The following is a 25,406-nucleotide window of genomic DNA, read 5'->3' on the forward strand; positions in this document are numbered from 1 at the left end:
ACACGAACTAAACCTGGCAGCCTTCTTACGGACGTAGCGCGGCGCTGACCCGAGGAACCTCACGATTCACCAAAGTCGCGGAACGCTCGCCTCTCGAACATGAGAACCCGCTACGTTCGGTTCATGCTCTCCCACAACATCGCCAGCTTCGCCGGAGGACTGAGCGCCAAGCTTGCGACCCGGTCACGGCATGTCTGCACGTTCTTCGGAGCCGGAACGTCCAAAGCATGCGGGCTTCCCGACGTCGCTTTATTGACCCAGAAGATCCTTGCTGGACTGACAGCCGACCAGTCCTCATCTTTTTCGCGCCTTACATCGTCCCGCAATCTCGAACAGGCCCTCAGTCGGCTCAGGAGAATTCAAGCAGTGGTTGATGGAGCCGACATCGTAGATGGGTTGACACAAAAAGAGGCAAGAGATCTCGACTTGGAGATTTGCAGACTTATAATTAAAGAACTTTCAACAGTTAGTAACCTAACGGGTCCGGCTGACAATTTAGCAGCGTGGGTCGCCCGCGCGGATTACTTGCGGCCTGTCGAACTCTTCACGGTCAACTACGACTGCGTAATCGAGACTGCTCTTGAAGCCATAGGAGTACCGTATTTCGACGGTTTTGTCGGAACTTGGAAAGCTAGGTTTAGGACTGACATGGTCGAGGCAAATCAGTCAGACCTTGAATCATTACTACCACCCTTCTTCGCGCGATTATGGAAGTTGCACGGGTCGGTCAACTGGTCATGGGATGCGGATAGTCCCACAGGTGAGGTCGTAAGATTGGGCACTACCGTTCCAAAGGATCAGATCGCAGCAATTTTCCCCTCGGACGCCAAGTACGAGGAATCCCGACGTATGCCATTCGTTGTCCTTCAAGACCGACTCAGACGCGCCCTTAATGAGCCAGAAACTCTCTTCCTCGTATCTGGCTATTCCTGGGCTGACGATCACCTCAATGAATTATTCTTTGAAGCGGCCGCTCGTCGGCCACGCTCTGAGATTGTCGCCTTTTGCTACTCCGAAATTCCCAGCAACCTTGCAAGAAAAGCAGAGCAAACACCGAATCTCCAAGTAGTTACGCAAAAGGAAGCCATTATCGGCGGCCTTCGCGCTCCGTGGGAGGGACCCGGCGACGGCGTGACACTTCCCGGTGACATTTGGGACGGAACGAACTGCCGTCTCGGAGATTTTGGCGCACTGACTAGCTTCCTCTCTCGTAGCTCTTCGGCCTTGACCTTTACCCCCAGAGTCGAATGAGTGGAGACCCAGATGCCACCGAAGGATGAAACGTATGTAGGGCGCGTGCGACATGTGCTTGGGTCGCAAATTACAGTCGAACTGGACCCCGGCCTAGCCGGTATTGCTCCAATTTATCGCGGGCAACTCCAACAGATAGGTCAAATCGGCTCCCTCGTTCGGCTACCACAGGGGATGGTAGACCTGATCGCTACGGTCACCCTCGTGGGCATATCCGAACTCACCGCCGGACCGGGCCCTCACGAAAGCTCACCCGGGGGCGAGAGGTGGCTTCAGGTGCAACTCCTCGGTGAGGTCGACAAGGGGACCAGGCAGTTTCGACGGGGAGTGGGTTCTTATCCAGGTCTCGACGATCCCGTGCACTTCGCCAGAAGTGAAGAACTCACATCTGTTTACCCCCCATCATCGACAACACATATCCGAATCGGAAGTTTGTCCGCTGCTGAAACAGTTCCTATCGCCCTTGATGTCGACAAGCTCGTCGTTCGCCACTCTGCCGTCGTCGGCTCCACCGGATCAGGAAAGACCAGTGCGGTCGCCTCACTTCTCCAAAGCTTCTCTAACGGGTACTGGCCGGCCGCCAACATCGTAGTCATCGATAGCCACGGGGAATACTCCCATGCCCTGGAAGAGCACGCTTCGGTGAGAACAGTTCTCGGTAAATCAAACGATCGGCTCCACGTCCCCTTCTGGGCACTTCCAGCCGAGGACATCTTACGCGCTTTTATCGGGACAAATGCAGGTCCGACCACGCAGAAGACGTGGGCAACATTGGTAGCCGACTCGCGTCGAAAATTTGCTGACGCGGCGACCTGGCTCAATCTTGATCCGCAAGCAATTACCGCGGACACCCCTGTACCATTTAATATTCAAGAAGTTTGGCTTCAATTAGACTCTGAGAATAGGGAGACCCGTCGAACAAAAAGCGATCCAAATTCAGTTTGCCTTGAGTCTGCTGGAAACGCCTCAACGCTCACGTCGGCTTCCTATACGCCGCATGGTCCCGCGGGAGCTTCACCGATGCAGGGACCTTTTTTCGGAGTTCACGGGAGCACGCCTGAGCTTCTTCGCCTCGGCTTGCTCGACCCTCGTCTCGCATTCATGCTGAAGCCCGCTGGGACCACCGAGGGACCGGACCCGCTTGTGAGCGCCATTGATTCTTGGATTGGAGGAACACAACCCGTCTCGGTCCTTGATTTCTCTGGCGTGCCCGACGCGGCCGCCGAACTAGCAATCGGGGTAATCATGAAGCTTCTCTTTGACGTGGCGATACGCACGCCAGATGGAATCGACGGAGTAGGTCGCCCCAGTCCGATTCTTATCGTGCTCGAAGAAGCTCATCGCTACCTCGGAGATTCGGCGGCACCGATCGCCCGAAATGCCGCTAATCGGATAGCTCGGGAGGGTCGCAAATACGGAGTTGGACTCATGCTCGTAACGCAACGGCCATCCGACCTTCCCGACACGGCGTTGGCGCAATGTGGAACGATAATTGCCCTCCGCCTCAGCAACAGCGCGGATCAAGGCAGAATTCGAACCGCTTTACCCGACAGTGTCGCTGGTTTAGCGGAAACGCTTCCATCGCTCAGAACAGGTGAGGCCATCATCAGCGGTGAAGCACTTGTCCTACCGACCCGGGTCATGCTAGACAGACCAAACCCCTTGCCTCTAGCCGAAGATCCATCTCTCGATTCATGGCACGCAAATTCTGGAACGCGCGACGTGAGTGGTGCCTTGGCTGACTGGCGCGGAATTTATGAACAGGAGACAGAATGACCTTGAACTGGCAACCGGTTGCGTCCCATCGAATCGTCGCAGAGGCATACGACTCCGAGACGGAAACAATTTACGTGGAGTTTCCGAAAGGTGGCGTCCAATGGTGGTACTCGGCTTGTCCGCCCGACATTTGGGAACAGTTCACAGCGGACGGACAGTCACGAGGACAATTCATCCATCAGGTATTGGATCATAGGCCGAACGGCCGGTTCGCCTGACACTACATTTGGTTGCGCAGCTGTCACCAATCGGCTCGTCGGAGTACTTCCTGTTCCCTGTCAGGACCGAGGCGCTGTCTGCGTCTCCGAGATGGCCGCGGCGCCGACCATGAGCGCGACGGCCCGGAACGCGGCCCAGGAATGCGAGGCCGCCACGCAGACGTGGTGCCCGTCCCCCAGACAGCACTAGCGCTAGGCGTCGGACGTCATCGTCGGCAGCGACCACACCTGGAGCATGACGGCAGCTTCTCGTTCCGCGGCCGTCGCGGAGCTCGCGGACCTGGTCGCGCACGCCGTGCGCACCCCGCGCGTCACAGGTGAGGGCGTCGTGTGGGAGCTGAGCGCTCCCGAGCCGGATCGCCTCGCGGTGCAGTCGGTCCTCGCCTGGTCCGCCGTGAACGCCCGCTTCCCCGGGTGGCTCCGCGCCTGCGCGAACGACGAGTGCAACCTCTTCCTCCTCGACCGCAGCCGCCCCGGCACCGCCAAGTGGTGCTCGATGGCGACGTGCGGCAACCGGATGAAGGCCCGCGCGCACGCGAGCCGGTCGCGGGACTGAGGGCGGCCGGGAGGCGGACGCCGTCGATCTAGCGGGCTCGCACGTCGTAGGTGACCCGGAGGAGCCCGTCCCCCTCGCTGCTGTGATGGCCTCGGAGAGTGAGGAGCACGTCGCCGGTGAGGTCGCCGAAGAGGCGGTGACCCTGTCCGATCAGCACGGGAGCGATGGAGACGGTCAGCTCGTCGACGAGGCCCGCCCTCAGGAACGCCTGGATGGTGCGGCCTCCGTCGATGTAGACGCGGTCTGCCGCTCCGGCGTCGAGCAGCAGCGCCGCCTCCTCGACGGAGTGAGCCACCTCCACTCTGCCGTCCGCCTCGATCGTGGTGCTCAGCACGACGACCCGCTTCCCCTCGAACGGCCAGGCGTCGAAGCCGAGGACCGTCTCGTAGGTGGAGCGCCCCATGACGAGGGTGTCGATCGTCGGGAAGAACGTCTCCCAGATGAGCGCGGGGTGGGCCGTCGCCTCCGCGGTGTGAGGTCGCGGGGCGGGATCGGTGAGCCAGTCGAGGTCTCCGCCCGGTCGCGCGATGAAGCCGTCGAGACTCGTGCCGATGAACACGCACCCCGTCCACGATCGGTTCTCTGCCATGTCCGGCCTTTCCGAAGAGCGTCGTGTGCGAGGGCAATGATCGCAGGGGAGGCGTCGCGACCGGACGGTCATCGGGGTCCCGGCGCGGCATCGGCGGTCGGCCGCCCGAGACGCTCGGCCGCGCGCGGATCCGCTGAGTACGCTCGGGCCATGCAGCGCACGGTGGGCGGAGTCGTCATCGAGGTCGTCCACTCGAGGACCGGTGACGCGACCCGGACTCCCGACGGCCCGATCCAGCTGTGGACGATCACCCTCTCCGGAGCACGCATCGATCACACCGCGACGGTCGGCGTCGTCGGCACGTCGACGGAGCCGGACGAGGACGTGTTCGCCACCGTCCTCGAGGTGGCCGTGGTGGAGTACGTCTCCGTAGCCGAGGATTCGAGCACGACTCCGGCGTTCCGCGAGTGGAAGCGGGACCACGCGTCCGAACTGCGGCAGCTCGTGGCGGCGCTTCGAGCGGGCAGCTGACTCCTGCCGGGCGCGCAGCGGCTGCTAGGCGCCGCGCAGCCGGGCCGTCGTCGCGGACGCCTGCACCCGAGCCCGTTGCAGAGCGTCCTCGCGTCCGGCCGCGTCGAGGCGGGCGGGACCGTAGGTGACCACCGGGGGCAGGACGTCGTACCCGACGAACTCGAGCATCCCGCGATGGATGTGGAAGAGGAACGACTGCAGGTCGCCGTAGCCGTCGGCGGCGGCGGGCGCGAAGGCCGCTTCGCCGCCGCCCGTCGTCAGCAGGAGCATCGCGCTCCTGCCGCGCAGGCCCCCCTCGGCGAAGACGCCGTGCTCGCCTCCGAACGTCGCGCCCATCACGAAGACGCGGTCGATCCAGCCCTTCATGATCGCCGGCATCGAGAACCACCACAGGGGGAACGAGAGCACCAGGAGATCCGCATGCATCAGCTCGTCGAGGTCGCTCGTGACGGGCTCCCCGAGCGTCTTCTCGAGGACCGCGGTCATCTGCTGCGCCTGCGGCTTGAAGTAGCCGGAGCCGGGCGCGAACTGGTCGCGGTGCAGCACCGGGTCCCGGCCCTCGGCGTACAGGTCGAGCCGGCGCACCTCCATGCCGTCGGCCCTCAGCTGCTCGAGGACCGCGTCCGCCTGCGCCGAGGAGAAGGACCGCTCCTCGGGATGGGCGTGGACGAGGAGAGCGCGGCGCACGGGGGCGGCCTCGGAAGCATCGGTCATGCGGCTGATCATATCGATGTTTCGCGATACGTCGCTAGATCGAGGCTCCGAGCCGCTTCAGGAGCCCGTCGACGTCGGCGTCGCTCCTCCGGTAGTGGGTGTACTTCCCGACGCGCGTCGAGCGGACGAGGCCCGCGCGCTCCAGGGATCCCATGTACGACGAGATGGTCGACTGCGCGAGACCGCTCTTCGCGGCGAGATGGGTGACGCAGACCCCGAACTCGGCGCGGTCGGCGATCGGCTCGAACTCGCTGAACGACGCCTCGGGAGAGCGGAGCCACTCCATGATCTGCAGTCGCGTGGGATTGCCCAGCGCCTTCAGCACCTCGACCAGTCCCGTGTCCACCGCGCCATTCTCCTCTGCTCGCCGCCCGGGCGCCTCCGCACCGGAATCACCCTCCGCCCGGACGCACCCCGCTCACGGCAGCAGGATCACCTTGCCGTCGAGCGTTCGGGACTCGGCGAGCTCCATCGCCTCGACGATCCCCGTGAGCGGGAAGCGGGCGGCGATGTTGGCCGTCAGCGAGCCGTCGGCGAGGAGTCCGAGCACGCGGCCGAGGTCCTCCTCGAGCCGCGCACGGAAGCGCGCGGGGCGCAGCGAGTGGCCCGCCCAGAGGTCGTAGAAGACCGCGCGCCGGCCGTTGGGGGCGAGCTGGTAGGCCTGGATCCGCGCGAGCTGGCGGAGGAAGGGGGGCCAGATACTCCCGGTGCTCGCGCTGACGATCGCGTACGCGACGAGGGTGCCGCCGGGCGCGAGCAGCGACCACGCCAGCCGGGTCGTCGCTCCGCCGACGTTGTCGAACACGGCCTGCACTCCGCCGGGAGCGAGCTCGCGCACGCGGGCGGCGAGGTCGGGATCGGCGTAGTCGACGGGCTCCACTCCGGCCGCTCGGAGGGCCTCGTGGTGGCGGGGCGAGGCGGCGCCGATCACGCGGATCCCCTCGAGGCGGGCGAGGCGGTGCACGAGGCCGCCGACTCCGCCGTTCGCGCCGAACAGGAGGATCGTGTCGCCGCGGGAGACCCGGGCCGAGCGGTGCAGCATCTGCCACGCCGTCACTCCGTTGACCACGACGGCCTCGGCGTCCTCGGACGCGACTCCGTCGGGGACGAGAACGCAGTCGCGGGCGGCGACGCGGGCGTGACCCGTCCAACCGCCGGTCTTGGTGAGGGCGGCGACCCGGCGGCCCTCGAGCGACGCGTCGCCGCCGGGGCCGACCGCGAGGACCCGGCCGACGAGGTCGTAGCCGGGCGTGAAGGGGAACGGCGGCTGGGCGAAGTAGCGGCCGCGGCGCATCGACTGCTCGGCGAACGAGATGCCGGTGGCCTCGACGGCGACGAGCAGCTCGCCGGCCGCGGGCGGCTCGACCGGCGCCTGCTCGAGGAGCAGTCCGGACGGCTCGACGATCCCGGGGAGGACGACGCGGGTGGTGGTGCGGGGAAGGGTGGTGGACATGAGGGGCTCCTGGAGGTCGTAGGTGAGTGACCGAACAGTCACAACGGCGGATATGAAAAGGGATGGTGGCGAAGAGGAGAAGGAGGAGGGGAGGAAGAAGAGGAGGAGAGGCGAGCGCCGCGGACTCAGTCGCGGTGCCGGATGCCGTCGGAGACGATGCGGGCCCACTCGGAGTCGACGCCGCCGAGGTCGGTCTGCACGATCAGGTGGCAGAGCTGCCCGTAGGCGATGAAGCGCTGCACGGCCGGGCCGTCGGCTCCGGAGACGACGGTGACCGTCCGGACGACCGCGGAGATCCCGCGGCGCACAGCCTCGCGGATCTCGGGGACGTCGCACGCGCTCTGCGCCTGCGACTGCAGCATGATCAGGTCGCGGTCGGCGATCAGGTCGATGTAGGCGACGGTCATCGCCTCGAGCCGGTCGGCCGGATCCGAGGAGGGCGAGGCCTCCCCCGCCGCCGCGAGCGTGGACGCGACCTGCTCGTAGCAGCGGTCGACGGCCGCGACGAAGACGCCGAGCTTGCCGGGGAACAGGCGGAAGACGTAGGCGGGCGAGACGCCGGCCTCGGCGGCGACCTCGGTGATCGGAGTCGCGGCGTAGCCGGTGCGCGCGAACACGTGGAGCGCCGCCGCGGTGATCCGCTCGCGCTGCGCCTCGGCGGTGGAGCGGGAGGAGGGGGAAGGCATGTGACTGATCGAACACTTACTTCGCTCGCATGTCAAGAGCGGCTGCCGGACGAGTCGACACGCGGGCCGGATCAGGAGCCCCGACGACTCTGTCAGCAGTACCGACGCAGGCCTGCCGGCCAGGAGGGGCGCGCGCCGCTCCGGAGCTCGAGCGCGCCTCCTCCGCCCTGCCGAAAATGGTTCGGCTACCGTCCGTGGCGGGCCGAGTTCCTCGGTCCGCCACCCGAGGAGGGATCGCCCATGCACGATTCGACCGAGGCTGCCGTCGTCAAGAGGGTCCTGGAGGACGAGATCCTCGAGAACTACGCCTCCGTGGTGGACGTGGTCCGGACCTGGATCGAGAGCCCGAACAGCGTCTGCATCGTCTACCGGCGCCGTCTCGACGGCGACCATCTGATCGGTCAGCGCTTCCGCTTCCCACCGCACGCCGCGAACGACGATCCCGTCTCGACGGGAGTCGATGCGGCGCTGAACACGGCCGAGCCCCTCGGCGCGCCCTTGGAACGCGCGCGGCTCGCGGACGGGGTCTTCTGGTTCGGGATACCGCCGACCGACGCACTGCCCGCCATCCCCGACGGGCCGTCAGCACCGAGCAGGGACTGAGCGACGGCGGCGAGCTCGACCGGGCACCCCCTACCCCGCACCCCCACCCCGCCCCTAGGTTGGGGGGACCCGCATCGCCGACCGCGCACCACTGAGTTCCGATGGAGGAACGCCATGGCCACGACACCCGTGCTCCGCAGGATCGCGATCGCGCTGGTCGCGGTCGTCGCAGTGGGAGTAGCGGGTGCCGCACCGGCGTCCGCTCTCGACAGGCCCGTCTCCGGAAACCTGAAGGACAGCGGGCTCACGCCCGAGAAGATCCGCGACTTCCTCGGCGGACCCCTCATCTCGCCCTCGACGCAGGTGGGCTACGGCGGAGCGGTCTCGAGCGTCGACTCGAACGCGAGCCGCGTGGGAATGGAGGTGCTGAAGCGCGGCGGCAACGCAGCTGACGCCGCTGTCGCCACGGCCGCCGCCCTCGGCGTGAGCGAGCCGTACAGCGCCGGCATTGGCGGAGGCGGGTACTTCGTCTACTTCGACAAGGCCTCCGGCGAGGTCAGCACCATCGACGGACGCGAGACAGCGCCGGCCGGCATCACCTCGGACGCGTTCCTCGACCCCGCGACCGGAGCCCCGTACCCGTTCACCCCGGACCTCGTCTCCTCCGGCGTCGCGGTCGGCGTGCCCGGCACGGTGGCGACCTGGGACACCGCGGTCGACCGCTTCGGCACCCTGCCGCTCCCCGTCGTGCTGGCGCCCTCGATCGCGCTCGCGGCGAAGGGCTTCCGGGTGGACGAGACCTTCCGCAACCAGACGCTCGACAACCTCGAGCGGTTCCAGGCGTTCCCCGACACGGCCGAGCTCTTCCTCCCCGGTGGGGACGCGCCGAAGGTGGGCAGCACCTTCCGCAACCTCGACCTCGCGAAGACGCTGACCTCCATCGCCGTCCACGGGCCGGACGCGTTCTACGAGGGCGCGCTGGCCGCCGAGATCGCCGACACGGTCCAGAACCCGCGGATCGCCGAGGGGTCGGACCTCCCCGCCCCGGCCGGCACGATGACCGCCGCCGACCTCGCGGCCTACTCGGTCGCCGAGCAGGCGCCGACCCGCGTCTCCTACCGCGGACTCGACGTCTACGGGATGGCACCCTCCTCCTCCGGCGGGATCGCGGTCGGCGAGGCCCTCAACATCCTCGAGAACCACGACCTCGCGGCCGAGGACACGGGCAGCGCCCTGCACCTCTACCTCGAGGCATCCGCCCGCGCCTTCGCCGACCGCGGCGCCTACGTCGGCGACCCCGCCTTCGTCGACGTGCCCACCGAGACGCTCCTCAGCCAGGAGTTCGCGGACTCGCGGGACTGCACGATCGACCCGGCGACCGCCTCCGTCCGCCCGGTCGCGCCCGGCGCTCTCGACGGCTCCGGATGCGCGACCGCCCCCGCCGCGGAGGAGTCGGACACCGAGAACATCTCCACCACCCACCTCTCGGTCGTCGACAAGTGGGGCAACGCCGCCTCCTACACGCTCACGATCGAGCAGACCGGCGGCTCGGCGATGACCGTCCCCGGACGCGGCTTCCTCCTCAACAACGAGATGACCGACTTCTCCCCCACCTTCGTCGACGGGGACCCGAACCGGATCGAGCCGGGCAAGCGCCCGCGCTCGTCGATGTCGCCGACGATCGTGCTCGACGGCGGGGACGTGCGGTTCGTCGTCGGCTCGCCGGGCGGATCCACGATCATCACGACGGTCCTGCAGACCCTGGTCAACCGCATCGACCTCGGCATGACGCTCCCCGAGGCGGTGGCAGCGCCCCGCGCCTCCCAGCGCAACGGCGCGACGACCTCGGCCGAGCCCGAGTTCATCGAGGCGTACGCCGACGACCTCGCTCCCTTCGGCCAGCAGCTGGTCCCCTCGGGCGACACCTTCACCTCGGCCGCGCAGATCGGGGCGGTGGCCGCCATCGAGGTCGACCCCTCCGGCCGGATGACCGCGGTCGCCGAACCGGTGCGGCGCGGCGGCGGCGTCGGGCTGGTGGTCCGGCCCGAGAAGTGACGCACCGGAGCCTCCGCGGCCCGCTGAGAGGAGCCGTCGGCCGGCCGCCCCTCTCGCCCGAGAGCGGTCCTCCGCGGGAAGGAGGCGTCTGCGACACTGGGGAGATGTCGTCGTCGCGCCCGCTGCGCACCCTCCGGGGTGTCGTCGCGGCGACGGTGGCGACGCTCGTCGCGCTGTTCTCGCACGTGGCCGGCGGCGGCCAGATCCCAAGTCCGCTCGGTGTCGCGATGCCGCTCGTCCTGTCGGTCCTGGTGTGCGTGGCGCTCGCCGGGCGCAGGCTCTCCCTGGTCCGCCTGGCGGTCTCGGTGGGAGTCAGCCAGCTCCTGTTCCACACGCTCTTCACGATCGGGACCTTCGCGGGGCCGGTCGATGCGCCGACCCTGCACGCGCACCACGGTGCCGTGATCGACGTCAGCGCGGCGATGACGCACAGCGGGATGACCGGCTCCTCGATGTGGGCGGCGCACCTCGTCGCCGCCGTCGCGACGACCGCGGCGCTCCACCGCGGCGAGTCCCTCCTCGTCCGAGTCGCCGCGACGACGAGCCACCTCGTCACCCGCCTGGTGCGGGTCGTGCCGGCTCCGGTGGCCGCTCCTCGACCTGCGCGACGCTCCTCCTTCGAGCTGCGCGACGTGCTCCCCCTCGCCTCGGGCGTCTTCCCCCAGGCGGCGCTGCGGCGCGGCCCCCCTCTGCAGCCCGCCTCCTGATCATCGACGCGAGCCGCGGCGAGGACCTCCCCGGAGGTCCCCGCGGCGTCTGACCGACCCGTCTCCTCCCCGGACCCTCGCGAACGGCGCGCCCCTCACCGGGACGGCGGAGGCCGACGAGCCCGACTTCGAGGCGACGACGGCAATCGGCTTCCCGGTGATCCCGGAGTTCTCGCACATGAGGCGCGCCCGCTCGGAGAACACCGCCGAGCGCTTCCACCGCCGCGCCTACAACTACGACGACACCCCGACGGGCGAGGACATCTCGAACTCCGGGCTGATCTTCGCGGCGTACCAGGCCGACGTCACCGCGCAGTTCGTGCCGATCCAGAAGCGACTGGACGAGCTGGACCTGCTCAACGAGTGGACGACGCCGATCGGCTCCGCCGTCTTCGCGATCCCGCCGGGCTGCGTCGAGGGCGGCTACATCGGCGACACCCTCCTCTGACCCTCACCGGCACCCGCCACAGCACCGAAGGACCAGAAGCATGACCACCACCGCCACGAGACCCCGCGACTCCGCCGACACCCCGCCCCCGCCGCGCAGAAGCAGCGGAGGCTGGCTGGGACAGCTGCTGCTCCGCCTGCACTTCTCCGCCGCCCTGTTCGTCGGGCCGTTCATCCTCGTCGCCGCGACCAGCGGAGCGCTCTACGCACTCACCCCGCAACTCGAGCAGGTCGTCTACGCGCAGGAGCTGCACGCCCCCGAAGCGGACACCTACCTGCCCCTGGCCGACCAGATCGACGCCGCCGACGCGTACACCGGAGGCGGGCAGAGCATCGTCGCCGTCCGCCCCGCGCCGAACCCCGGCGACACCACCCGGGTGATGTACGCGGACCCGTCGCTCGGCGCCAGCGAGACCCGCGCGGTCTTCATCGACCCGGCCACCGCCGACGTCCGCGGCGACCTCACCGCCTACGGCACTAGCGGCGCCCTGCCGTTGCGGACCTGGGTCAGCGACCTGCACCGGACGCTGCACCTCGGGGACGTGGGCCGCTCCTACAGCGAGCTCGCCGCCTCCTGGCTGGGGGTCGTCGCCCTCGCCGGCCTGGGCCTCTGGATCATCCGCCTCCGCCGCGCCCGCGTGAAGAGGGACCTGCTGCGCCCCGCGCCGAGGACCACCGGCTACAAGCGCCTGTTCTCCTGGCACGCCTCCACGGGCGTCTGGCTGCTCGTCGGCGCCCTGTTCCTCTCGACCACCGGCATCACCTGGTCGCTCTACGGAGGCGGGAACTTCGAGACCCTCCGCTCCGCTGTCGGCTGGACCACACCCTCGCTGGGGACGACGCTCGGCGACCGGACCGGCGAGGTGGCCGACGAGCACGCCGGACACGCCGGACACGGCGCGGCCACCGGCGACGCCGGCGAGTCGACGGCGGGCTACTCGCCGGCCGCCTACGACTCGGTGCTCTCGGTCGCCCGCGAGGTCAACGTGAACACGGGACTGGTCGAGATCCGGCCGTCCGCGGCGGAGGGCTCGGCCTGGGTCGTGCAGGAGATCCAGCGCAGCTTCCCGACCGAGGTCGACGGCGTCGCGATCGACGGGAGCACGATGCAGGTCGTCGACCGGGTCGACTTCGCCGACTTCGGCCTCGTCGCCAAGCTCTCCCGCTGGGGCATCGACACGCACATGGGCTCGATGTTCGGGCTGCCCAACCAGCTGCTGCTGTTCGTCACCGCGGCCGGCATCGCCACGATGGTCCTGCTCGGGTACCTGATGTGGTGGAAGCGCCGCCCCACCCGCGGTCCCCGACGGCTCGGCGGCACCCCGCCGGCCCGGGGAGCGCTCCGGCGCGCGCCGTGGTGGGGAGTCGCGTCCGTCCTGGTCGTCGCCGCCGCGCTCGGGCTGTTCCTCCCGCTCCTGGGTGCGAGCCTCGCGGCCTTCGTGATCATCGACACGCTGCTGGGGCTCCGACCCGCGCACCGCTGAGCGCGCGGGCGCCGGCCCGGTGAGGTCCACCGGGCCGGCGTCACAGCCCCTTCGGGAAGCCGAGGGAGCGCAGCACGGGGTCGAGGCCCTCCCACTGCTGACGCCGCTCCGCGTCCCGGTCGGCGTCGCTCCCCCGGAGTCCGACCGCCTTCCTCACCGTTGTCTCCGTGGATTCGGGGCAGTTGTCGGCTCCGGAACGCGCCAGGGGTCCCGGGTACGGCTGACCGCCTTCAGCCGCCTGATGGCATGCCGTGATGAGCCGCCCGGGACCCCGCAACGGCAGGACCGCTCATGGAGAGACGCGACCAGATCGCCCCGTGATGACATGCCGGCGAGGTCGTTCACGGCGCACCGCACCCGCTGAACGGAAGGACCCTGCGTGCCCCGACTCCGGGCCGGAATCGACGCCGGCAAGACCGACCACCACTGCCGGTGAGGGTGCATCGATGATGCTCATCGCGCGCCTCCGAGCCAGAGTCCTGTTGCTGCGGCGATGACGCTGAGGAGGAGCGTGCCGAGGGCGTTGATGGCGGAGGCGAGTTGGCGTCCTTCGGCGAGGAGACGGACGGTTTCGAGGCTGGCGGTGGAGAAGGTGGTGTAGCCGCCGAGGAAGCCGGTGCCGAGGACGAGTCGCCACGGCTCGGGGGCGATGCCTGCGAGGGCGAGGCCGGTGATCAGGCCGAGGAGGAGTGATCCGGTGACGTTGATGACGGTGGTGCCCCAGGGGTAGGCGCCGCCGGTGCGGGCCTTGATGAGCCCATCGAGGAGGAGCCGTGTTGCGGCTCCGATTCCACCGGCGAGGGAGAGCGCGAGGAACAGTGCGGGTGTCATGCCGGCACCTTCCTCTGCGTGCGTCGCCGGTGGAGTGCTGCGGCGAGGGCGACTCCGGTCCAGGACGCGAGGGCACCGAGCAGGACGGTGCCGAGCGCGTAGAGGGCGGCGGGTGCGGGGTGTCCTGTGGTGAGCAGGTGGGCGGTGTCGGTGGCGAGGGTGCTGTAGGTGGTGAAGCCTCCGAGCGCTCCGGTACCGAGCAGCAGCCGTGCGGTGCGGCGTCGGCCCTCGTCGCTGCCGGCTCTGGCGAGGCTCTCCAGGAGTACGCCGAGCAGGAGCGCGCCGACGATGTTGATGGCGAAGACGACGGTGTCGAAGGCGGGATCGGCGGGGAACGCGAGGGTCAGGCCTTCCCGCGCCCCGGTCCCGACCGTGCCGCCGGCGGCGACGAGGAGGAGGTATCGCGGACGCAGGTGCACGGGTCGTGGCGTCCCGTCGGGGGCGTCGTCGAGGTCGCTGTCGACCGGCAGCTCGGGGTCGGGGTCCGGGGGGCGGTGACGGTGGCGGTCATCAGTCACGGGGAGTGGGACCTTTCGGGAGGGGGCGGGTCAGTGGGTGAGACCGTAGTGCAGCGTGGGGTCGAGGTGTTCGATGTCGACGAGGCGGTTGTACTTCGCGACCCTCTCGCCGCGCGCGGGGGCGCCGGATTTGATCTGCCCGACTCCGGTTCCCACCGAGAGGTCGGCGATGAAGGTGTCGAGGGTCTCGCCGGAGCGGTGGGAGACCATGCAGCGCATGCCGGCGTCGTGCGCGGCCGCGATCGCGTCGAGGGTGCCGGTGATGGTGCCGATCTGATTGGGCTTGATGAGTGCGGCGTTGGAGTAGCCGTCGCGGGCTCCGTCGCGGATGCGGTCGGCGTCGGTGACGTAGAGGTCGTCTCCCACGAGCTGCACCCGGTCGCTGATGGCGTGGGCGAGGAGGGCCCAGCCCTCGTGGTCGTCCTCGGCGAAGCCGTCCTCGATGCTGCGGATCGGGTAGTCGGCGATCAGCTTCTCGTAGTAGCGGGCGAGTGCGTCGCGGTCGAGATCGGTGCCGGCGACGGTGTAGTGGCCGTCGCCGTGGAAGAAGCCGTTCGCGGCGGGATCCATCGCGATCGCGATGTCACCGGTGCCGGGCTGGTATCCGGCGTCGGTGATCGCTGCGACGAGGAGGTCCAGGGCGTCTTCGGGCCGGTCGATGGGGGGCGCGAAGCCGCCCTCGTCGCCGAGCCCGGAGGTGCCGTAGGCGGTGCGGACGCGGGCGGCGAGGGCGTGATAGATCTCGGCGCCGACCTGCACTGCCTCCTCCTCGGTGCCGGCGGAGACGGGGGCGATCATGAACTCTTGGAAGTCGAGGCCGTTCGCGGCGTGCGCGCCGCCGTTGATGACGTTGAAGTGCGGGACGGGCAGGGAGGCGGTCGCCCCGGTGTGATCGGCGATCCACCGGTGCAGGGGCAGGCCGGTGCGCGCGGCGAAGGCGCGGGCGGCCGCGATGGAGACGGCGACGACGGAGTTCGCTCCGAGGCGGGCGAGGTTCGCGGTTCCATCCAGCGCTCGCAGCGCTTCGTCGATCTCGCGAAGCGAAGTCCAGGAGTGATCGAGCAGGAGGGCGCGGATCTCGCCGTCGACGGCCGCGACAGCGGAGCGGACTCCGCGTCCGCCGAACGCGGGGCCGCCGTCGCGCAGCTCGACCGCTTCGAACGCGCCCGTCGAGGCGCCCGCGGGGGCGGAGGCGTCCAGGACGGTGTCGTCGTCCAGACGCAGGGTGACAGCGACGGTCGGGAAGCCGCGGGAGTCGAGGATCTGCCGTGCGGCGACGTCGGTGATGACCAGCGGGTGTCCGGCGGGGTGGGTGACGTACTCGCCCGTCCCGTGGATGCTGGTGCGGGTGTGGCTGATGTAGGCGTTCATCAGGTTCCTCCTTCGTGGGCGAGCGTGATCGCCGCCCGGTCGGCTCTTGCGGGGTCGAGGTAGCGTCCGCTCCTCGAGATCGGTGTCCCGGACGGCCCGGTGTCGTACAGGTACGGCTGACCCGTCGGGATGTTCAGATCGCGGACCGCGGCATCGCCGAGGTCCTCGAGAAGGGCGCGCAGCGCGCGCAGGGAGTTGCCGTGCCCGACGATGAGCACCGTCTCGCCCTCCTGGAGGGCGGGCAGGATGCGCTCCTCGAGGAGCGGCTGCAGTCGGTGGACGACGTCGCGCAACGACTCCATCTCCGTCATCGCCTCGGCCGGCTGCCCACGGAACGCCGCGGACCTGTGCAGCTGCACGAAGGCGGCGGCGGACAGAGCAGGCGGGCGGACGTCCATCGACCGGCGCCACTCCAGGAAGGCGTCGGCCCCGTACCGGGCTTCGACGGCGCTTGTGGACAGGCCGGTGAGCGCTCCGTAGTTGCGCTCGTTCAGCCGCCACTGGGCCGCGACGATCCGCGGCCGCCCTGGAAGGGAGCCGGCGATGATCCGGGCCGATTCGGTGGAGCGCTGCAGGGTCGACGTGAGGATCAGATCGGGGTCGATCGATGCGTCCCTCAGTAGCGTCGCGGCCTGTCGCGCTTCGTCACGTCCGAGGTCGGTGAGGGGGACGTCGAGGACGCCGCAGAAGAGACCGTCGGCGTTGCCGGTGCTCTCACCGTGGCGCACGAGGACGAGCGGGGGATGCGCGGGCATGGGTCACCTACCTGGTCTCTGATCGAGAAGGTAGGAACCATCAGCCTCGGCGGCAGTTCGAGCTCACGCTCGGGCGGGATCCATCACCACTGCCGTCAGCCTACGCCCGCACCTCGGTCAGGACCAGGGCAGCGGCTCCGAATCATCGACCAGGGCGAGGGGGATCATGAGGGCCGGCCGGTGCTGACGGTGAGCGAGACGGGCGCCGACGGCACCGGAGAAGACCTCCTGCACGGTGCGACGCAGAGACGGCTCCTTCGTGCCGACAATGATCATGACCGCATCGACACGGTCCGCGAGCGTCGCCAGAGCGTGTGCAACGTCACCGGCCATCTGATGCGTCTGCCACGGGACACGGTCACCGACGATCCGGTCAAGCCGCTCGAGGATCGCAGGATCTGGAGCCAGCGGAGTGTCGCGGATGCACTGCGGGCGACACCGGTGCCTTCCTCCCGGGTCTGGTCCCCGCCAGCTGCCCGCGCGTACGCGCGCGGACGCTGCGGCGTACCCGGATCGGCTGCTACTGACGAAGCGCGCCTCGGGAACGAACGGTGGGATCACGCTCGACCCGACGATCGGGGTGTCGTCGAGGATGGCACGCGGTCGAACCGATCACCACGGAGACCACCGCGCGCGAGACGGTGAGAAGCAGCTCAGTCGCAAGGGGGTCTCGGATCGTCGTTGTCGCGGTTCACTCACTGCATGGATGGTCTGCCCTTCGTTGTTCTCGTCGTCATCTTTCTCGCCGCCGCCGCAGTGGTGTGGATCGCCGGCATCCAGTTATCGAAGGCCACGGATGTTCTGGACGCGCGTCTGCACCTGGGGAGTGCGCTGGGCGGTCTGATCGTTCTCGCCGTCGCGACGAACCTGCCGGAGATCGCGATCACCGTGTCCGCCGCGCTCTCCGGGAACCTGGACGTCGCGGTCGGCAACATCCTCGGCGGCATCGCACTACAGACCGTGGTCCTCGTCGTCCTCGACCTGTTCGGCAAGCGCGGAAGAGGTGCGAAGCCGCTCACCTACCGTGCCGCGTCCCTCACACTCGTGCTCGAGGGGCTCGTGGTCGTCGCGGTGCTCGCCGTCGTCATCGCCGGCAGCCAGCTGCCCTCCGGACTGGAAGTGCTGCGCCTGACCCCGGACGTCGTCCTCATCGCCGGCCTCTGGGTCGTCGGGCTGCTGCTCGTGCAACGCTCCGGCAAGCACCTCCCCTGGCACGAGGACGGGCGGGCCCCCGACGCGACAGCATCCCCCTCGAAGAAGAAGACGCACCCGATGAGCACACGCAAGGCGACCATCGTGTTCACGATCTCCGCCGCGGCGACCCTCCTCGCCGGTGTCGTGCTCGAGCGCGCCGGTGATGCAGCATCCTCGCAGCTCGGTCTCTCAGGGGTGCTGTTCGGAGCCACCGTGCTCGCTCTCGCCACCTCCCTCCCCGAGATCTCGACCGGGCTGCAAGCCATCAAGCAGGGCGACGACGACCTCGCCATCAGCGACATCTTCGGCGGCAACGCCTTCCTCCCCGTCCTGTTCCTCGTCGCCACCGTCCTCTCCGGCACCGCAGTCCTCCCGCAGGCGAACTCGTCCGACATCTACCTCACTTCTCTCGCCGCCCTGCTCACCCTCGTCTACATCGTCGGACTGATCTTCCGACCCACCCGCCGCATCGCCGGCATGGGAATCGACTCGTTGATCGTGCTCGCGCTCTACACCGTCGGCATCGCCGGGCTCTTCGCCATCACCGCGACATGACGTCCGCGCCGCCGTGGGCAGATCGACCAGATCGCTGTAGCTCGAGCAGACACGGCCGCGGGCGTGATCGGCGTAGCGACGAGCCGTGCACCGGTCAGCGCAACTCGTGTGCGATCTCCAGGAACGCCGCCGCGGACGACCCGATGCGATCGGACCAGATGGCGCGGAGGGGTCGCACGAGTGCTGGTCCGCGGAGGGGCACTCGTATCAGTGAGCGCGCGGCGAGATCTGTTTCGACGGTGAGGATGCTCATGACTGCGGGCGCGATGCCGGCGCGGGCGTTCGCTCGGATGATCGCCGTCGTCTCCAGGATCGCGGCGGGAGTCGTGAGTGCGAGCCCGGCGTCGTGGAGCCATGCTTCGAGGGTCGTCCGGGTGCCGGAGCCTTCCTCTCGCGTCAGCAGTGCGGTCCCGGCCAACTCCTCGGCGCCGATACTCGCCGCGCGTGCCCAGGGGTGGTCCGGTGCCACGACGACAGCGAGTTCGTCCTCCGCGACCACGTCAGAGGAGAGCGTGGCCGTGGACGCCGGTGTCTCGACGAATCCGAGCTGCGCGGCACCGGATCGCACGAGCTCTGTGACCGTGGCTGAATTGCCGGCGATCAGCTGCACACTCACCTCGGGTGTGCGCTGTCGGAATTCGAGGAGCCAGCGTGGGAGCAGCAGTTCGGCGATGGTCTGCGACGCCGCGAGAACCAGTGAGCCGGTCGGCTGTCGCAGTGCCGCCGCGCCCGCCTCGAGGCGGCGGGACGCCTCGAGGACCGGGCCGGCCAGCTCGAGCACGAGCCGGCCCGCGTCGGTCATCAGGGACCCGATCGGAGAGCGGCGCACGAGCGGCTGCCCGATGGCGCGCTCCGCTACCCGCAGACGCGCCGAGACGGCCTGCTGGGTGACGCCGAGGGCTTCGGCAGCGCGGGAGAGCGAGCCCGCCTCGGCGATGCGTTCGAGCACCTCCAGCGTGTCGAGATCCAGGATCCGGTCCGTCAATCGCCGCGTCGCCACAAGCACTCATTGTGCCCCGCCAACACGATCGCTGTATCGGCTGGTGACGGCGATGCTCAGGCTGGAGTCATGACAACTTTCTCCCCCGCCCGCGCATCTTCCTCGATCGGGCATCCTCCGCGGTCGAGGCGCTTGTTCCGGGAGCTGGAGCATCCGGGACTGATCGTGTCGAACCTGACGCCGAACTGGTTCGCGTCGATCATGGGCACCGGCATCGTCGCGGTCGCCGCCGCGTCCCTGCCACTCCAGTTCCCCGGACTCCGTACCGGGGCCACCGTCGTCTGGGCGATCGCCGCGATGCTGCTCGTCGCGCTGACGGTCGCGACCGGGCTGCACTGGGTCCGCTACCGCGCTACAGCGATGAGGCACCACCTGAATCCGGTCCTCTCGCACTTCTACGGCGCGCCTCCCATGGCGTTCCTCACCGTCGGCGCGGGAACCCTCCTCCTCGGCAAGGACTGGATCGGCCTGCCGGCCGCTGTCACCATCGACTGGGTGCTCTGGACCGCGGGGACTCTCGGCGGGCTGGTGACGGCGGTCCTGGTGCCCTACCTCGCGTTCACCCGGCATGAGAACAAGCCCGATTCGGCGTTCGGCGGCTGGCTGATGCCGATCGTTCCGCCGATGGTGTCCGCTTCCACCGGCGCAGTGCTGCTGCCGTACGCGCCCGCCGGGCAAGCGCGGGAGACGCTCCTGTGGTCCTGCTACGGCTTCTTCGGCCTCAGCCTGGTCGCGTCGCTGGTGGTGATCACCCTGATCTGGAACCGGCTCGCGCAGCACAAGGTAGGAGCGGCGGGGATGGTGCCGACGCTGTGGATCGTCCTCGGTCCGGTCGGACAGTCGATCACCGCTGTGAATCTGCTCGCCTCGAACGCGCCCACCGTCGTGGACGCCGGCATGGCGCGTGCGCTGCTGGTCGTGGCTCTGGTGTACGGCTTCGCGATGCTCGGCTTCGCGCTGCTCTGGACCGTCATCGCCCTCGCGATCACCCTCCGCACCGCGAAGGAGCACCTGCCGTTCAGTCTGTCGTGGTGGTCGTTCACGTTCCCCGTCGGCACCTGCGTCACCGGACTGAACGGCCTCGCCCTGCACTCCGGTCTCACGGTCGTCGCCGGCCTCGCCGTGCTCTACTACGTCGGCCTGGTCGCCGCGTGGATCATCGTCGCCGCCCGCACGTTCCACGGTTCCGTGATCCGCGGCACCCTGCTCGCACCACCGCGGCCGGCCTGACCGGGATCGAGGAGCATCGTGGATGTCCGAACCCTGAACGCCCTCGCCGAGACCTGGCGGAGTACCGCGGACGCGACCGGACGCTTCGTTCCGGGCTTCGATCCCCGCTCCGGCGGCACCGCCAGTCGCGTCCTGGTGCTGATGCAGTCACCCGGCCCTCGGACGATCGCCGCGGGATCCGCTGCCGTCTGCAGCGAAGACAACCTCGGGCCCACCGCCGCCGCGTTCCGGGCGGCCCGCATCGAGTCCGGACTCTCCCGCGACCACTACGTCCGGTGGAACCTCATCCCGTGGGAGATCCCTGGCCGCGTCCGCCCCGCGGACATCGAGCAGGGCCGGCTCGCGCTCGGTGAGCTGCTGGAGCTGCTGCCCGCGCTCGAAGCCGTCGTCACCTACGGGACCGTGGCGCTCGACGGGGTCATGCGCTATCTGACCCTGCACGATGATCCCCGTGTCGTCCCCGTCCTCGCGGCACCGCACCCCTCACCGGCCAACGGGCGTCACCGCGCCGACCAGCACCTCCGCTCCGTGAACGCGCTCCGCCTCGCGAATCGTCTCGGATCCGGTCGGCGAGTCGCAGACTGACGGCACTGAAGGGAGACGTCCGCGTCTCGGTCGTCACCGGTCGCCGTGACCGATGAGGTGTTGATCTCAGACGGCCCCCGTCCTCGAACCGCTGACGGGAACGGCCTGGTCGTCCACGACGTCGACGGTGTACGCCGCGCCGTGCTCGAGCGTGTGGCCGACGGTGCACTGGCGGTCGACCGCCCGGTGGGTGCGCTCGGACAGTGAGGCGATCCGCTCGGGATCGAGCGCCGACAGGTCGGCGCGGATCACGGCGGCGATCGAGTCGTAGCGGTCCTCGCCCTCGGGCTTGGTCGCGGTGATGTCGGTGGTCGCTTCGAAGTCGGCTCCGAGCCGGCTGGCGAGGATGTGGTCCGAGGAGAGCATGCCGCAGGCGGCGAGGGCGAGGTGCAGCAGCTCGCCGGGCGAGAACACGCCGTCGGCGTCCGACCCGCCGATGCGGACCTCGGCTCCTCGCGCGTTGCGGCCGATGAAGCTTCTCGGGCCCTCGCGGGTGATGTGCAGCGGCGTGGTCTCGGTGCTCATGGTCTGCTCCTGTCCGGTGCCCGCGGCACCGCGGGCAGTGTCGGTGTCTCCTGCGGGTGGGCGGTGTCTCAGGTGTCGGTGCGGACGAGGGGTGAGTTCGTGCCGCGGACCCTGATGTCGACGCCGGTGATCTCCGACCGGGCGACGCCCGTGGACGCCGCCAGGTCGACGGCGCGCCGCCCGGCCGCCGTCCAGGTGGCGACGGTGATCGTGCTGCCGTCTGTGCGGGTGATCACGAGTTCGTACTCCGCGTCGGCGGGCGCATCACCACTGTAGGTGCAGCTCCACTCCAGCCGGGTGCCCCACGGCTTCCCCTCGACCTGGATGTCCGCAGCGAGAGCGGGATCGGCCGCGATCGGGTCCATCGGTTCGAGGGTCGCCTCGCTCGCCACGGGAGCGCCCGCGATGCCCGTGCCGAGAGCGACACCTCCGAAGACGGAGGCGGTGACGGCGGCCGCGACGGCGAGGGACGTCACCAGCCGGCGCCGACGTCGGCGCGTCCGGACACGGTGGGCGATGGCGGGCAGCGTCACCATCGACGGCGGCGCCTCCTCGCCGTCGTCCGATGCGCTGATGGCGAGAGCGTCCTCGACGGAGAGGCGGCCGACGATGCCGGGCAGTCCTGCCAGCTCTGCCACGGCCGCGCGGCAGGCCGCGCAGCCGCTGAGGTGCTGCTCGTACTCGAGTCGCTGATCTGCGGGGAGAGCGCCGAGGACGTAGGACGCGTCCCAGTCGCGGTACTCGTCCTCCGTCGCAGAGCTTCCGTGGTGGTCGTTCATCGGGTGACGCCCCTTTCCTGCAGAGCCAGTCGCAGTCCGCGCAGTCCGTAGTGCAATCGAGATTTCGCTGTTCCCTCGGGGATGGAGTGCCGGCGGGCGATCTCGGGGACGGTGTGTCCGAGGAAGTACGCGTCCACCACGATCTGACGATGCTCCACCGACAGCGATGCGAGAGCGTCGGCGACCAGGATGCTGTCCAGGACCGCGTCGGTGCGATCGGGGACGGCGCCGCCGCCGTCCTCGTCCTTCGCCGGCACCTCGCGTCGGCTCCGAGCGGATCGGGCGTCGTCGATGACGAGGTTGCGGGCGACGGTGAACAGCCACGCGCGAGCGGCGTCGGCGTCGCGTTCGAGGACCTGCGGGCGCTGCCAGGCCCGGACCATCGTCTCCTGCACGACGTCCTCCGTCAGCGCCGCGTTCCGAGTGAGGTTCTGCACGAAGCGCCGCAAGGCCGGGCCGTGACTCTCGTACAGCGCCGCCAGGAGCTCATCGACGGGGCGGGGCACAACGCTCACCGCCTCGAAGCGCCACGGTGCGCTCCCTCATCACGGTTGCTGCGATCACTGCCGGTCATCCCTTCCGTCCATGCCTGTCGAGAACCGGCGACCCGGCCCGACGATGCGCTTCGCTGCGCGGGGACGGGTCGCCGTCGCATCAGGACGCCGGGGTGGCGGTGCTCATGGCCGCGGCTTCCTTGTTCATCGTGCCGTCAGGGAGGAGGACGTACCAGGCGTCCTTCACACCCTGCCCGTTGACCTGGCCCGGCGCGGTGTCCTTCGCGAACCGGTAGACCGGCCATCCGTCGACGGTCAGCTGGGTCGTCCCGTCGGTGCGCGTGATCGAGCCGACGTCTCCGGTGATCCCGTCCGCGGCGGTCGTGCTGGACGCCGTCACGGCCGGCCAGGTCGTGGCGCACTCGTCGTAGCAGCTGCTGCTGCCCGAGTTCTGCGTGTCCTTCATGAACGTGTAGACGGTGTAGCCGGCCTCGTCCGTGATGATCTCGCCCAGCGGCGAGGACGCCGTCGTGAGAGCCGCCGTCTCAGCGGAGGCGGTCGCGGTGGCGGAGGCCATCGCGGTGGCGGAGGGGCTGTCGGCCGGCGCTTCCGACGAGGCGGCCGAGCCGGCGGCCGTCGAGCATCCGGCGAGAAGGACGGCGGCGAACGCCGCAGTCGTCACAGTGGTCGCGATTCGCTTGAGCATGATGCCTCCTGTAGTGCGGGGGCCGAGGTGGTCCCACCGAGGACACGACACAGCAGTCGCGGACGTTCAACGACGCGAGAAGATCGCTGGGAGAGCATCCGCGCAGCGGGCGGATTCAGTGAGAGCGACGATCCGTTGCGCGCTCCTTCGCGTGAAGGCCCGAGGCCGCGCGCTGCTCTCCACGGCGGCGTGCGAGCAGTGATCGACCATGTGCGCGACGGCTGCGGCCTGCCCGGCCGCCCGCGCGGCAGCGGTGGCGGCCCGCTCGCCCGCCTGCGTCGCGGCGCGGGCTGCGGCGTGCGCCGTGAAGGCCGCCGTGCGGCACTCGGTCATCGGAGCCTCGCCCCGCCCCCAGGCGAGGAGGACGTCGAGCGCGCGCCGGGGCCGGGGATCGTCCGGGTCCCACTCCTCGAATGCCGGGAGGGCGCGCTCCGCGCACTCCGCCGCCCACCGCGCGAGCGCCCGGTCGACCTCCGGCTCCGGATCCGCCCGGGCCGGCTCCTCCGATCCGCCCACGGGTCTTCCTCCGATTCCGGAGCTCAGCTGGCTCTTCCCAGATGAGGGTGTAGGTCGGCCGGGAGCGTCGGTCCGCAGATAGACGTCGAGGTCTCCCGACGACGGAGGTTCCTACGCCATCCGTCCGAAAGACCTCGACGTGACCGACGCTACCCCGCCGGCCGGCTTCGGCCGCCCTGACCTGACCGCCTTCGCGTCTCATCCCAGTCGACCCTGATCGAGTCTGCTGACCCCCTCGACGAGAACGCAGCGACATCACAGCCACCCAACCCCGACCGTCAGGGAAGCCGGGACACGTCACATGACCTGTGCTGCGGGCGTGTCGAGTGGGTCGTCCAGGGGCGACGCAGGAGCGTCGACGCGACGTGCTGAGAGGTGGTTCCAGTCGAGCGCTAGGACACCGGCTACAGGCATGGCGATAGGTCAGGAACGGCGTCGCTCCCTGCGCAGGAGGGAGCGCAGAGTCTCGGCATTCGCGTAGCCGACCCGTAGCGCGATCTCGGCGGAGGTGAAGTCCGTGGTTGCTGAGAGGTGCCGAGCTCGTTCGATGCGAAGCCGTTGGACGAAGCCGAGCGGAGTGAGGTTGAGCGCCGCACGGACTCGTCGTTCGAGGGTGCGCCGGCTGGTGCCGAGCGACTGCGCGACGAAGGCGACGTTGAACGGTTCGTCCAGGCGGGCGCGCACGAAGCGTTCGAACTCGACGACGATCGGGTCCTCGTGCCGGAGATGTTCGTAGGCGACGAAGGCCGCCTGAGACGGACGCTCGTCGATGATGAGGAGCTTGGCGACATGTTGGGCCAGGTCGGGGCTGATCGATCGCACGAGTGAGAGCGCGAGGTCGATGTGGGCGAACGCGGCGCCGGCGGTGACGAGGTTCCCGTCGACCACGACCATGGTGTCGAGATCGAGGGCGACGGTCGGATAGCGCTTCAGGAACTCCGGCCCCAGGAACCAGCTGGTCGTCGCCCTCCGATGATGCATCCGTCCGGTCTCGGCGACAGCGAACACGCCGGTGCACGCCGCGGCGATCCGGGTGGTCGCCTCGTCGAGGCGCCCGAGCGAGGCGATGACCGAACGAGCATCTCGGCTCTGGAGGACGTCGTTGGTAGCGGCGGCCGTAAGGGTTCCAAGCGCAGGGACGACGACCACGTCGAACTCTCCGGACTCCGACAGCGGGTGGTCCACCGACAGGGTCATCGATGCCGTCGTGGTCACTCGCCGTTTCGGTCCGAGGATGGCGAGTTCGATCGGGTCGATCCGCGGGTCGACATCGCCGCGGGCTCCGTCGGCCACCCGCACGATGTCGATGATCGACGCGATAGCCGAACCGAAGCAGCCGTCGATCGCGATCAGCCCGATACGCATGACGTAAACAATAGCAATACTGCCGTATACGC

The 25,406-nt window shown here is 69.1% G+C and carries 29 protein-coding genes, 1 pseudogene and 1 riboswitch; of the genes and pseudogenes, 13 read left to right on the plus strand and 17 right to left on the minus strand.

Translation table 11 applies throughout. The features are described 5' to 3' along the window. Nucleotides 1-123: 123 nt before the first annotated feature. From C5D36_RS05790 to C5D36_RS05805, 4 genes are all read left to right on the plus strand, one after another. On the plus strand, nucleotides 124-1,251 hold the full coding sequence (locus C5D36_RS05790; protein ID WP_104295428.1) for an SIR2 family protein: 1,128 nt from the start codon (nucleotides 124-126) through the stop codon (nucleotides 1,249-1,251). Between the two features lie 276 nt (nucleotides 1,252-1,527). Then, nucleotides 1,528-3,027 carry an ATP-binding protein gene (locus C5D36_RS05795; protein ID WP_219812580.1) on the plus strand — a complete coding sequence of 500 codons (1,500 nt, stop codon included), beginning with the start codon at nucleotides 1,528-1,530 and terminating at the stop codon, nucleotides 3,025-3,027. Continuing rightward, nucleotides 3,024-3,245 carry a KTSC domain-containing protein gene (locus tag C5D36_RS17330; RefSeq protein ID WP_104261365.1) on the plus strand — a complete coding sequence of 74 codons (222 nt, stop codon included), beginning with the start codon at nucleotides 3,024-3,026 and terminating at the stop codon, nucleotides 3,243-3,245. Before C5D36_RS05795 ends, C5D36_RS17330 begins: the two co-directional genes overlap by 4 nt. A 235-nt stretch (nucleotides 3,246-3,480) precedes the next feature. Further along, the gene (locus tag C5D36_RS05805; protein WP_104295395.1) at nucleotides 3,481-3,801 is read left to right on the plus strand and encodes a CGNR zinc finger domain-containing protein; all 321 of its coding nucleotides are present in this window, start codon (nucleotides 3,481-3,483) and stop codon (nucleotides 3,799-3,801) included. Between the two features lie 28 nt (nucleotides 3,802-3,829). Here C5D36_RS05805 and C5D36_RS05810 read toward each other — a convergent pair whose 3' ends face one another. Next, nucleotides 3,830-4,390, minus strand: coding sequence for a dihydrofolate reductase family protein (locus C5D36_RS05810; protein WP_104295396.1), 561 nt, complete (start codon nucleotides 4,388-4,390; stop codon nucleotides 3,830-3,832). Between the two features lie 150 nt (nucleotides 4,391-4,540). Between C5D36_RS05810 and C5D36_RS05815 the strand changes: the two genes are divergently transcribed. Then, nucleotides 4,541-4,861, plus strand: a complete 321-nt coding sequence (locus C5D36_RS05815) for a hypothetical protein (RefSeq protein WP_104295397.1) — start codon at nucleotides 4,541-4,543, stop codon at nucleotides 4,859-4,861. Between the two features lie 24 nt (nucleotides 4,862-4,885). Here the strand turns inward: C5D36_RS05815 and C5D36_RS05820 are convergent, their stop codons facing one another. The 4 genes from C5D36_RS05820 to C5D36_RS05835 form a co-directional block, all read right to left on the minus strand. Further along, complete coding sequence (locus tag C5D36_RS05820) at nucleotides 4,886-5,575, minus strand: NAD(P)H-dependent oxidoreductase (protein WP_104295430.1); 690 nt, start codon at nucleotides 5,573-5,575, stop codon at nucleotides 4,886-4,888. A 34-nt stretch (nucleotides 5,576-5,609) separates the two neighbouring features. Next, on the minus strand, nucleotides 5,610-5,921 hold the full coding sequence (locus C5D36_RS05825) for a helix-turn-helix transcriptional regulator (RefSeq protein WP_244230566.1): 312 nt from the start codon (nucleotides 5,919-5,921) through the stop codon (nucleotides 5,610-5,612). A gap of 72 nt (nucleotides 5,922-5,993) precedes the next feature. Continuing rightward, nucleotides 5,994-7,028, minus strand: coding sequence for a medium chain dehydrogenase/reductase family protein (locus C5D36_RS05830; RefSeq protein WP_104295398.1), 1,035 nt, complete (start codon nucleotides 7,026-7,028; stop codon nucleotides 5,994-5,996). Nucleotides 7,029-7,153: 125 nt separating this feature from the next. Beyond that, a complete protein-coding gene (locus C5D36_RS05835; RefSeq protein WP_104239208.1) occupies nucleotides 7,154-7,714 on the minus strand; it encodes a TetR/AcrR family transcriptional regulator in 561 nt (186 codons plus the stop codon). A 240-nt stretch (nucleotides 7,715-7,954) separates the two neighbouring features. On the opposite strand from C5D36_RS05835, the gene C5D36_RS05840 reads away from it, so the two are divergent. The 5 genes and pseudogenes from C5D36_RS05840 (at nucleotide 7,955) to C5D36_RS05860 (ending at nucleotide 12,950) form a co-directional block, all read left to right on the plus strand. Next, entirely contained in the window at nucleotides 7,955-8,317 is a 363-nt protein-coding gene (locus C5D36_RS05840) for a hypothetical protein (protein ID WP_104295399.1), read from the plus strand. 114 nt (nucleotides 8,318-8,431) lie between these two features. Continuing rightward, nucleotides 8,432-10,312: a gamma-glutamyltransferase gene (ggt, locus tag C5D36_RS05845; RefSeq protein WP_104295400.1), complete on the plus strand. Its 1,881-nt coding sequence runs from the start codon at nucleotides 8,432-8,434 to the stop codon at nucleotides 10,310-10,312. Nucleotides 10,313-10,416: 104 nt separating this feature from the next. Then, nucleotides 10,417-11,019, plus strand: a complete 603-nt coding sequence (locus tag C5D36_RS05850) for a hypothetical protein (protein ID WP_104295401.1) — start codon at nucleotides 10,417-10,419, stop codon at nucleotides 11,017-11,019. A 67-nt stretch (nucleotides 11,020-11,086) separates the two neighbouring features. After that, nucleotides 11,087-11,467, plus strand: a pseudogene (locus tag C5D36_RS05855) (Dyp-type peroxidase); the annotation flags it as partial. Nucleotides 11,468-11,507: 40 nt separating this feature from the next. Further along, entirely contained in the window at nucleotides 11,508-12,950 is a 1,443-nt protein-coding gene (locus C5D36_RS05860; protein WP_104295402.1) for a PepSY domain-containing protein, read from the plus strand. 453 nt (nucleotides 12,951-13,403) lie between these two features. Here C5D36_RS05860 and crcB read toward each other — a convergent pair whose 3' ends face one another. From crcB to C5D36_RS05885, 5 genes are all read right to left on the minus strand, one after another. Further along, nucleotides 13,404-13,781, minus strand: coding sequence for a fluoride efflux transporter CrcB (gene crcB, locus C5D36_RS05865; protein ID WP_104224798.1), 378 nt, complete (start codon nucleotides 13,779-13,781; stop codon nucleotides 13,404-13,406). Further along, on the minus strand, nucleotides 13,778-14,299 hold the full coding sequence (locus C5D36_RS05870) for a fluoride efflux transporter FluC (protein WP_374953769.1): 522 nt from the start codon (nucleotides 14,297-14,299) through the stop codon (nucleotides 13,778-13,780). The genes crcB and C5D36_RS05870 overlap by 4 nt, the downstream gene beginning before the upstream one ends. A 30-nt stretch (nucleotides 14,300-14,329) precedes the next feature. After that, the gene (gene eno, locus C5D36_RS05875) at nucleotides 14,330-15,670 is read right to left on the minus strand and encodes a phosphopyruvate hydratase (protein ID WP_104234121.1); all 1,341 of its coding nucleotides are present in this window, start codon (nucleotides 15,668-15,670) and stop codon (nucleotides 14,330-14,332) included. After that, a complete protein-coding gene (locus tag C5D36_RS05880; RefSeq protein WP_104295403.1) occupies nucleotides 15,670-16,425 on the minus strand; it encodes a 2,3-diphosphoglycerate-dependent phosphoglycerate mutase in 756 nt (251 codons plus the stop codon). The genes eno and C5D36_RS05880 overlap by 1 nt, the downstream gene beginning before the upstream one ends. Before the next feature lie 24 nt (nucleotides 16,426-16,449). Further along, nucleotides 16,450-16,522, minus strand: a riboswitch (Fluoride riboswitch). 20 nt (nucleotides 16,523-16,542) lie between these two features. Then, nucleotides 16,543-16,701, minus strand: a complete 159-nt coding sequence (locus C5D36_RS05885) for a hypothetical protein (RefSeq protein WP_181072786.1) — start codon at nucleotides 16,699-16,701, stop codon at nucleotides 16,543-16,545. Nucleotides 16,702-17,127: 426 nt separating this feature from the next. Here C5D36_RS05885 and C5D36_RS05890 point away from each other — a divergent pair, with 426 nt between their 5' ends. Then, nucleotides 17,128-18,174 (plus strand): sodium:calcium antiporter, encoded by a 1,047-nt coding sequence (locus C5D36_RS05890; RefSeq protein ID WP_104295405.1) that lies wholly within the window; start codon nucleotides 17,128-17,130, stop codon nucleotides 18,172-18,174. A gap of 94 nt (nucleotides 18,175-18,268) precedes the next feature. Here C5D36_RS05890 and C5D36_RS05895 read toward each other — a convergent pair whose 3' ends face one another. After that, nucleotides 18,269-19,174 (minus strand): LysR family transcriptional regulator, encoded by a 906-nt coding sequence (locus tag C5D36_RS05895; protein ID WP_104224793.1) that lies wholly within the window; start codon nucleotides 19,172-19,174, stop codon nucleotides 18,269-18,271. Nucleotides 19,175-19,339: 165 nt separating this feature from the next. On the opposite strand from C5D36_RS05895, the gene C5D36_RS05900 reads away from it, so the two are divergent. Further along, nucleotides 19,340-20,404, plus strand: coding sequence for a TDT family transporter (locus C5D36_RS05900; protein WP_258062874.1), 1,065 nt, complete (start codon nucleotides 19,340-19,342; stop codon nucleotides 20,402-20,404). A gap of 18 nt (nucleotides 20,405-20,422) precedes the next feature. Continuing rightward, nucleotides 20,423-20,989, plus strand: a complete 567-nt coding sequence (locus C5D36_RS05905) for a uracil-DNA glycosylase family protein (RefSeq protein WP_258062371.1) — start codon at nucleotides 20,423-20,425, stop codon at nucleotides 20,987-20,989. A 66-nt stretch (nucleotides 20,990-21,055) separates the two neighbouring features. On the opposite strand, the gene C5D36_RS05910 is transcribed toward C5D36_RS05905, so the two are convergent. From C5D36_RS05910 to C5D36_RS05935, 6 genes are all read right to left on the minus strand, one after another. Next, nucleotides 21,056-21,514 carry an OsmC family protein gene (locus C5D36_RS05910; RefSeq protein WP_104263392.1) on the minus strand — a complete coding sequence of 153 codons (459 nt, stop codon included), beginning with the start codon at nucleotides 21,512-21,514 and terminating at the stop codon, nucleotides 21,056-21,058. Nucleotides 21,515-21,582: 68 nt separating this feature from the next. After that, nucleotides 21,583-22,293, minus strand: a complete 711-nt coding sequence (locus C5D36_RS05915; protein WP_104257433.1) for an anti-sigma factor — start codon at nucleotides 22,291-22,293, stop codon at nucleotides 21,583-21,585. Continuing rightward, a complete protein-coding gene (locus C5D36_RS05920) occupies nucleotides 22,290-22,799 on the minus strand; it encodes a sigma-70 family RNA polymerase sigma factor (RefSeq protein WP_056865923.1) in 510 nt (169 codons plus the stop codon). Before C5D36_RS05920 ends, C5D36_RS05915 begins: the two co-directional genes overlap by 4 nt. A gap of 148 nt (nucleotides 22,800-22,947) precedes the next feature. Further along, nucleotides 22,948-23,493 (minus strand): hypothetical protein, encoded by a 546-nt coding sequence (locus C5D36_RS05925; protein ID WP_104295407.1) that lies wholly within the window; start codon nucleotides 23,491-23,493, stop codon nucleotides 22,948-22,950. 66 nt (nucleotides 23,494-23,559) lie between these two features. Then, nucleotides 23,560-24,009 (minus strand): putative immunity protein, encoded by a 450-nt coding sequence (locus C5D36_RS17335; protein ID WP_374953770.1) that lies wholly within the window; start codon nucleotides 24,007-24,009, stop codon nucleotides 23,560-23,562. Between the two features lie 423 nt (nucleotides 24,010-24,432). After that, nucleotides 24,433-25,374 carry a GlxA family transcriptional regulator gene (locus C5D36_RS05935; RefSeq protein WP_053548963.1) on the minus strand — a complete coding sequence of 314 codons (942 nt, stop codon included), beginning with the start codon at nucleotides 25,372-25,374 and terminating at the stop codon, nucleotides 24,433-24,435. Nucleotides 25,375-25,406: the final 32 nt, after the last annotated feature.

Origin of the sequence: Rathayibacter sp. AY1C6 (assembly GCF_002931535.1) — a bacterium.
GTDB lineage: Bacteria > Actinomycetota > Actinomycetes > Actinomycetales > Microbacteriaceae > Rathayibacter.

Excerpts from the sequence above, each read along its gene's own strand:
- C5D36_RS05925 (WP_104295407.1), bottom strand. The coding sequence starts at position 23,493 with ATGCTCAAGCGAATCGCGACCACTGTGACGACTGCGGCGTTCGCCGCC.
- C5D36_RS05840 (WP_104295399.1), top strand. The coding sequence starts at position 7,955 with ATGCACGATTCGACCGAGGCTGCCGTCGTCAAGAGGGTCCTGGAGGAC.
- eno (WP_104234121.1), bottom strand. The coding sequence starts at position 15,670 with ATGAACGCCTACATCAGCCACACCCGCACCAGCATCCACGGGACGGGC.
- C5D36_RS05790 (WP_104295428.1), top strand. The coding sequence starts at position 124 with ATGCTCTCCCACAACATCGCCAGCTTCGCCGGAGGACTGAGCGCCAAG.
- C5D36_RS05885 (WP_181072786.1), bottom strand. The coding sequence starts at position 16,701 with ATGATCATTGTCGGCACGAAGGAGCCGTCTCTGCGTCGCACCGTGCAG.
- ggt (WP_104295400.1), top strand. The coding sequence starts at position 8,432 with ATGGCCACGACACCCGTGCTCCGCAGGATCGCGATCGCGCTGGTCGCG.
- C5D36_RS05815 (WP_104295397.1), top strand. The coding sequence starts at position 4,541 with ATGCAGCGCACGGTGGGCGGAGTCGTCATCGAGGTCGTCCACTCGAGG.
- C5D36_RS05820 (WP_104295430.1), bottom strand. The coding sequence starts at position 5,575 with ATGACCGATGCTTCCGAGGCCGCCCCCGTGCGCCGCGCTCTCCTCGTC.
- C5D36_RS05860 (WP_104295402.1), top strand. The coding sequence starts at position 11,508 with ATGACCACCACCGCCACGAGACCCCGCGACTCCGCCGACACCCCGCCC.
- C5D36_RS05915 (WP_104257433.1), bottom strand. The coding sequence starts at position 22,293 with ATGAACGACCACCACGGAAGCTCTGCGACGGAGGACGAGTACCGCGAC.
- C5D36_RS05850 (WP_104295401.1), top strand. The coding sequence starts at position 10,417 with ATGTCGTCGTCGCGCCCGCTGCGCACCCTCCGGGGTGTCGTCGCGGCG.
- C5D36_RS05805 (WP_104295395.1), top strand. The coding sequence starts at position 3,481 with ATGACGGCAGCTTCTCGTTCCGCGGCCGTCGCGGAGCTCGCGGACCTG.
- C5D36_RS05880 (WP_104295403.1), bottom strand. The coding sequence starts at position 16,425 with ATGCCCGCGCATCCCCCGCTCGTCCTCGTGCGCCACGGTGAGAGCACC.
- C5D36_RS05890 (WP_104295405.1), top strand. The coding sequence starts at position 17,128 with ATGGATGGTCTGCCCTTCGTTGTTCTCGTCGTCATCTTTCTCGCCGCC.
- C5D36_RS05830 (WP_104295398.1), bottom strand. The coding sequence starts at position 7,028 with ATGTCCACCACCCTTCCCCGCACCACCACCCGCGTCGTCCTCCCCGGG.
- C5D36_RS17330 (WP_104261365.1), top strand. The coding sequence starts at position 3,024 with ATGACCTTGAACTGGCAACCGGTTGCGTCCCATCGAATCGTCGCAGAG.
- crcB (WP_104224798.1), bottom strand. The coding sequence starts at position 13,781 with ATGACACCCGCACTGTTCCTCGCGCTCTCCCTCGCCGGTGGAATCGGA.
- C5D36_RS05935 (WP_053548963.1), bottom strand. The coding sequence starts at position 25,374 with ATGCGTATCGGGCTGATCGCGATCGACGGCTGCTTCGGTTCGGCTATC.
- C5D36_RS05910 (WP_104263392.1), bottom strand. The coding sequence starts at position 21,514 with ATGAGCACCGAGACCACGCCGCTGCACATCACCCGCGAGGGCCCGAGA.
- C5D36_RS05810 (WP_104295396.1), bottom strand. The coding sequence starts at position 4,390 with ATGGCAGAGAACCGATCGTGGACGGGGTGCGTGTTCATCGGCACGAGT.
- C5D36_RS05835 (WP_104239208.1), bottom strand. The coding sequence starts at position 7,714 with ATGCCTTCCCCCTCCTCCCGCTCCACCGCCGAGGCGCAGCGCGAGCGG.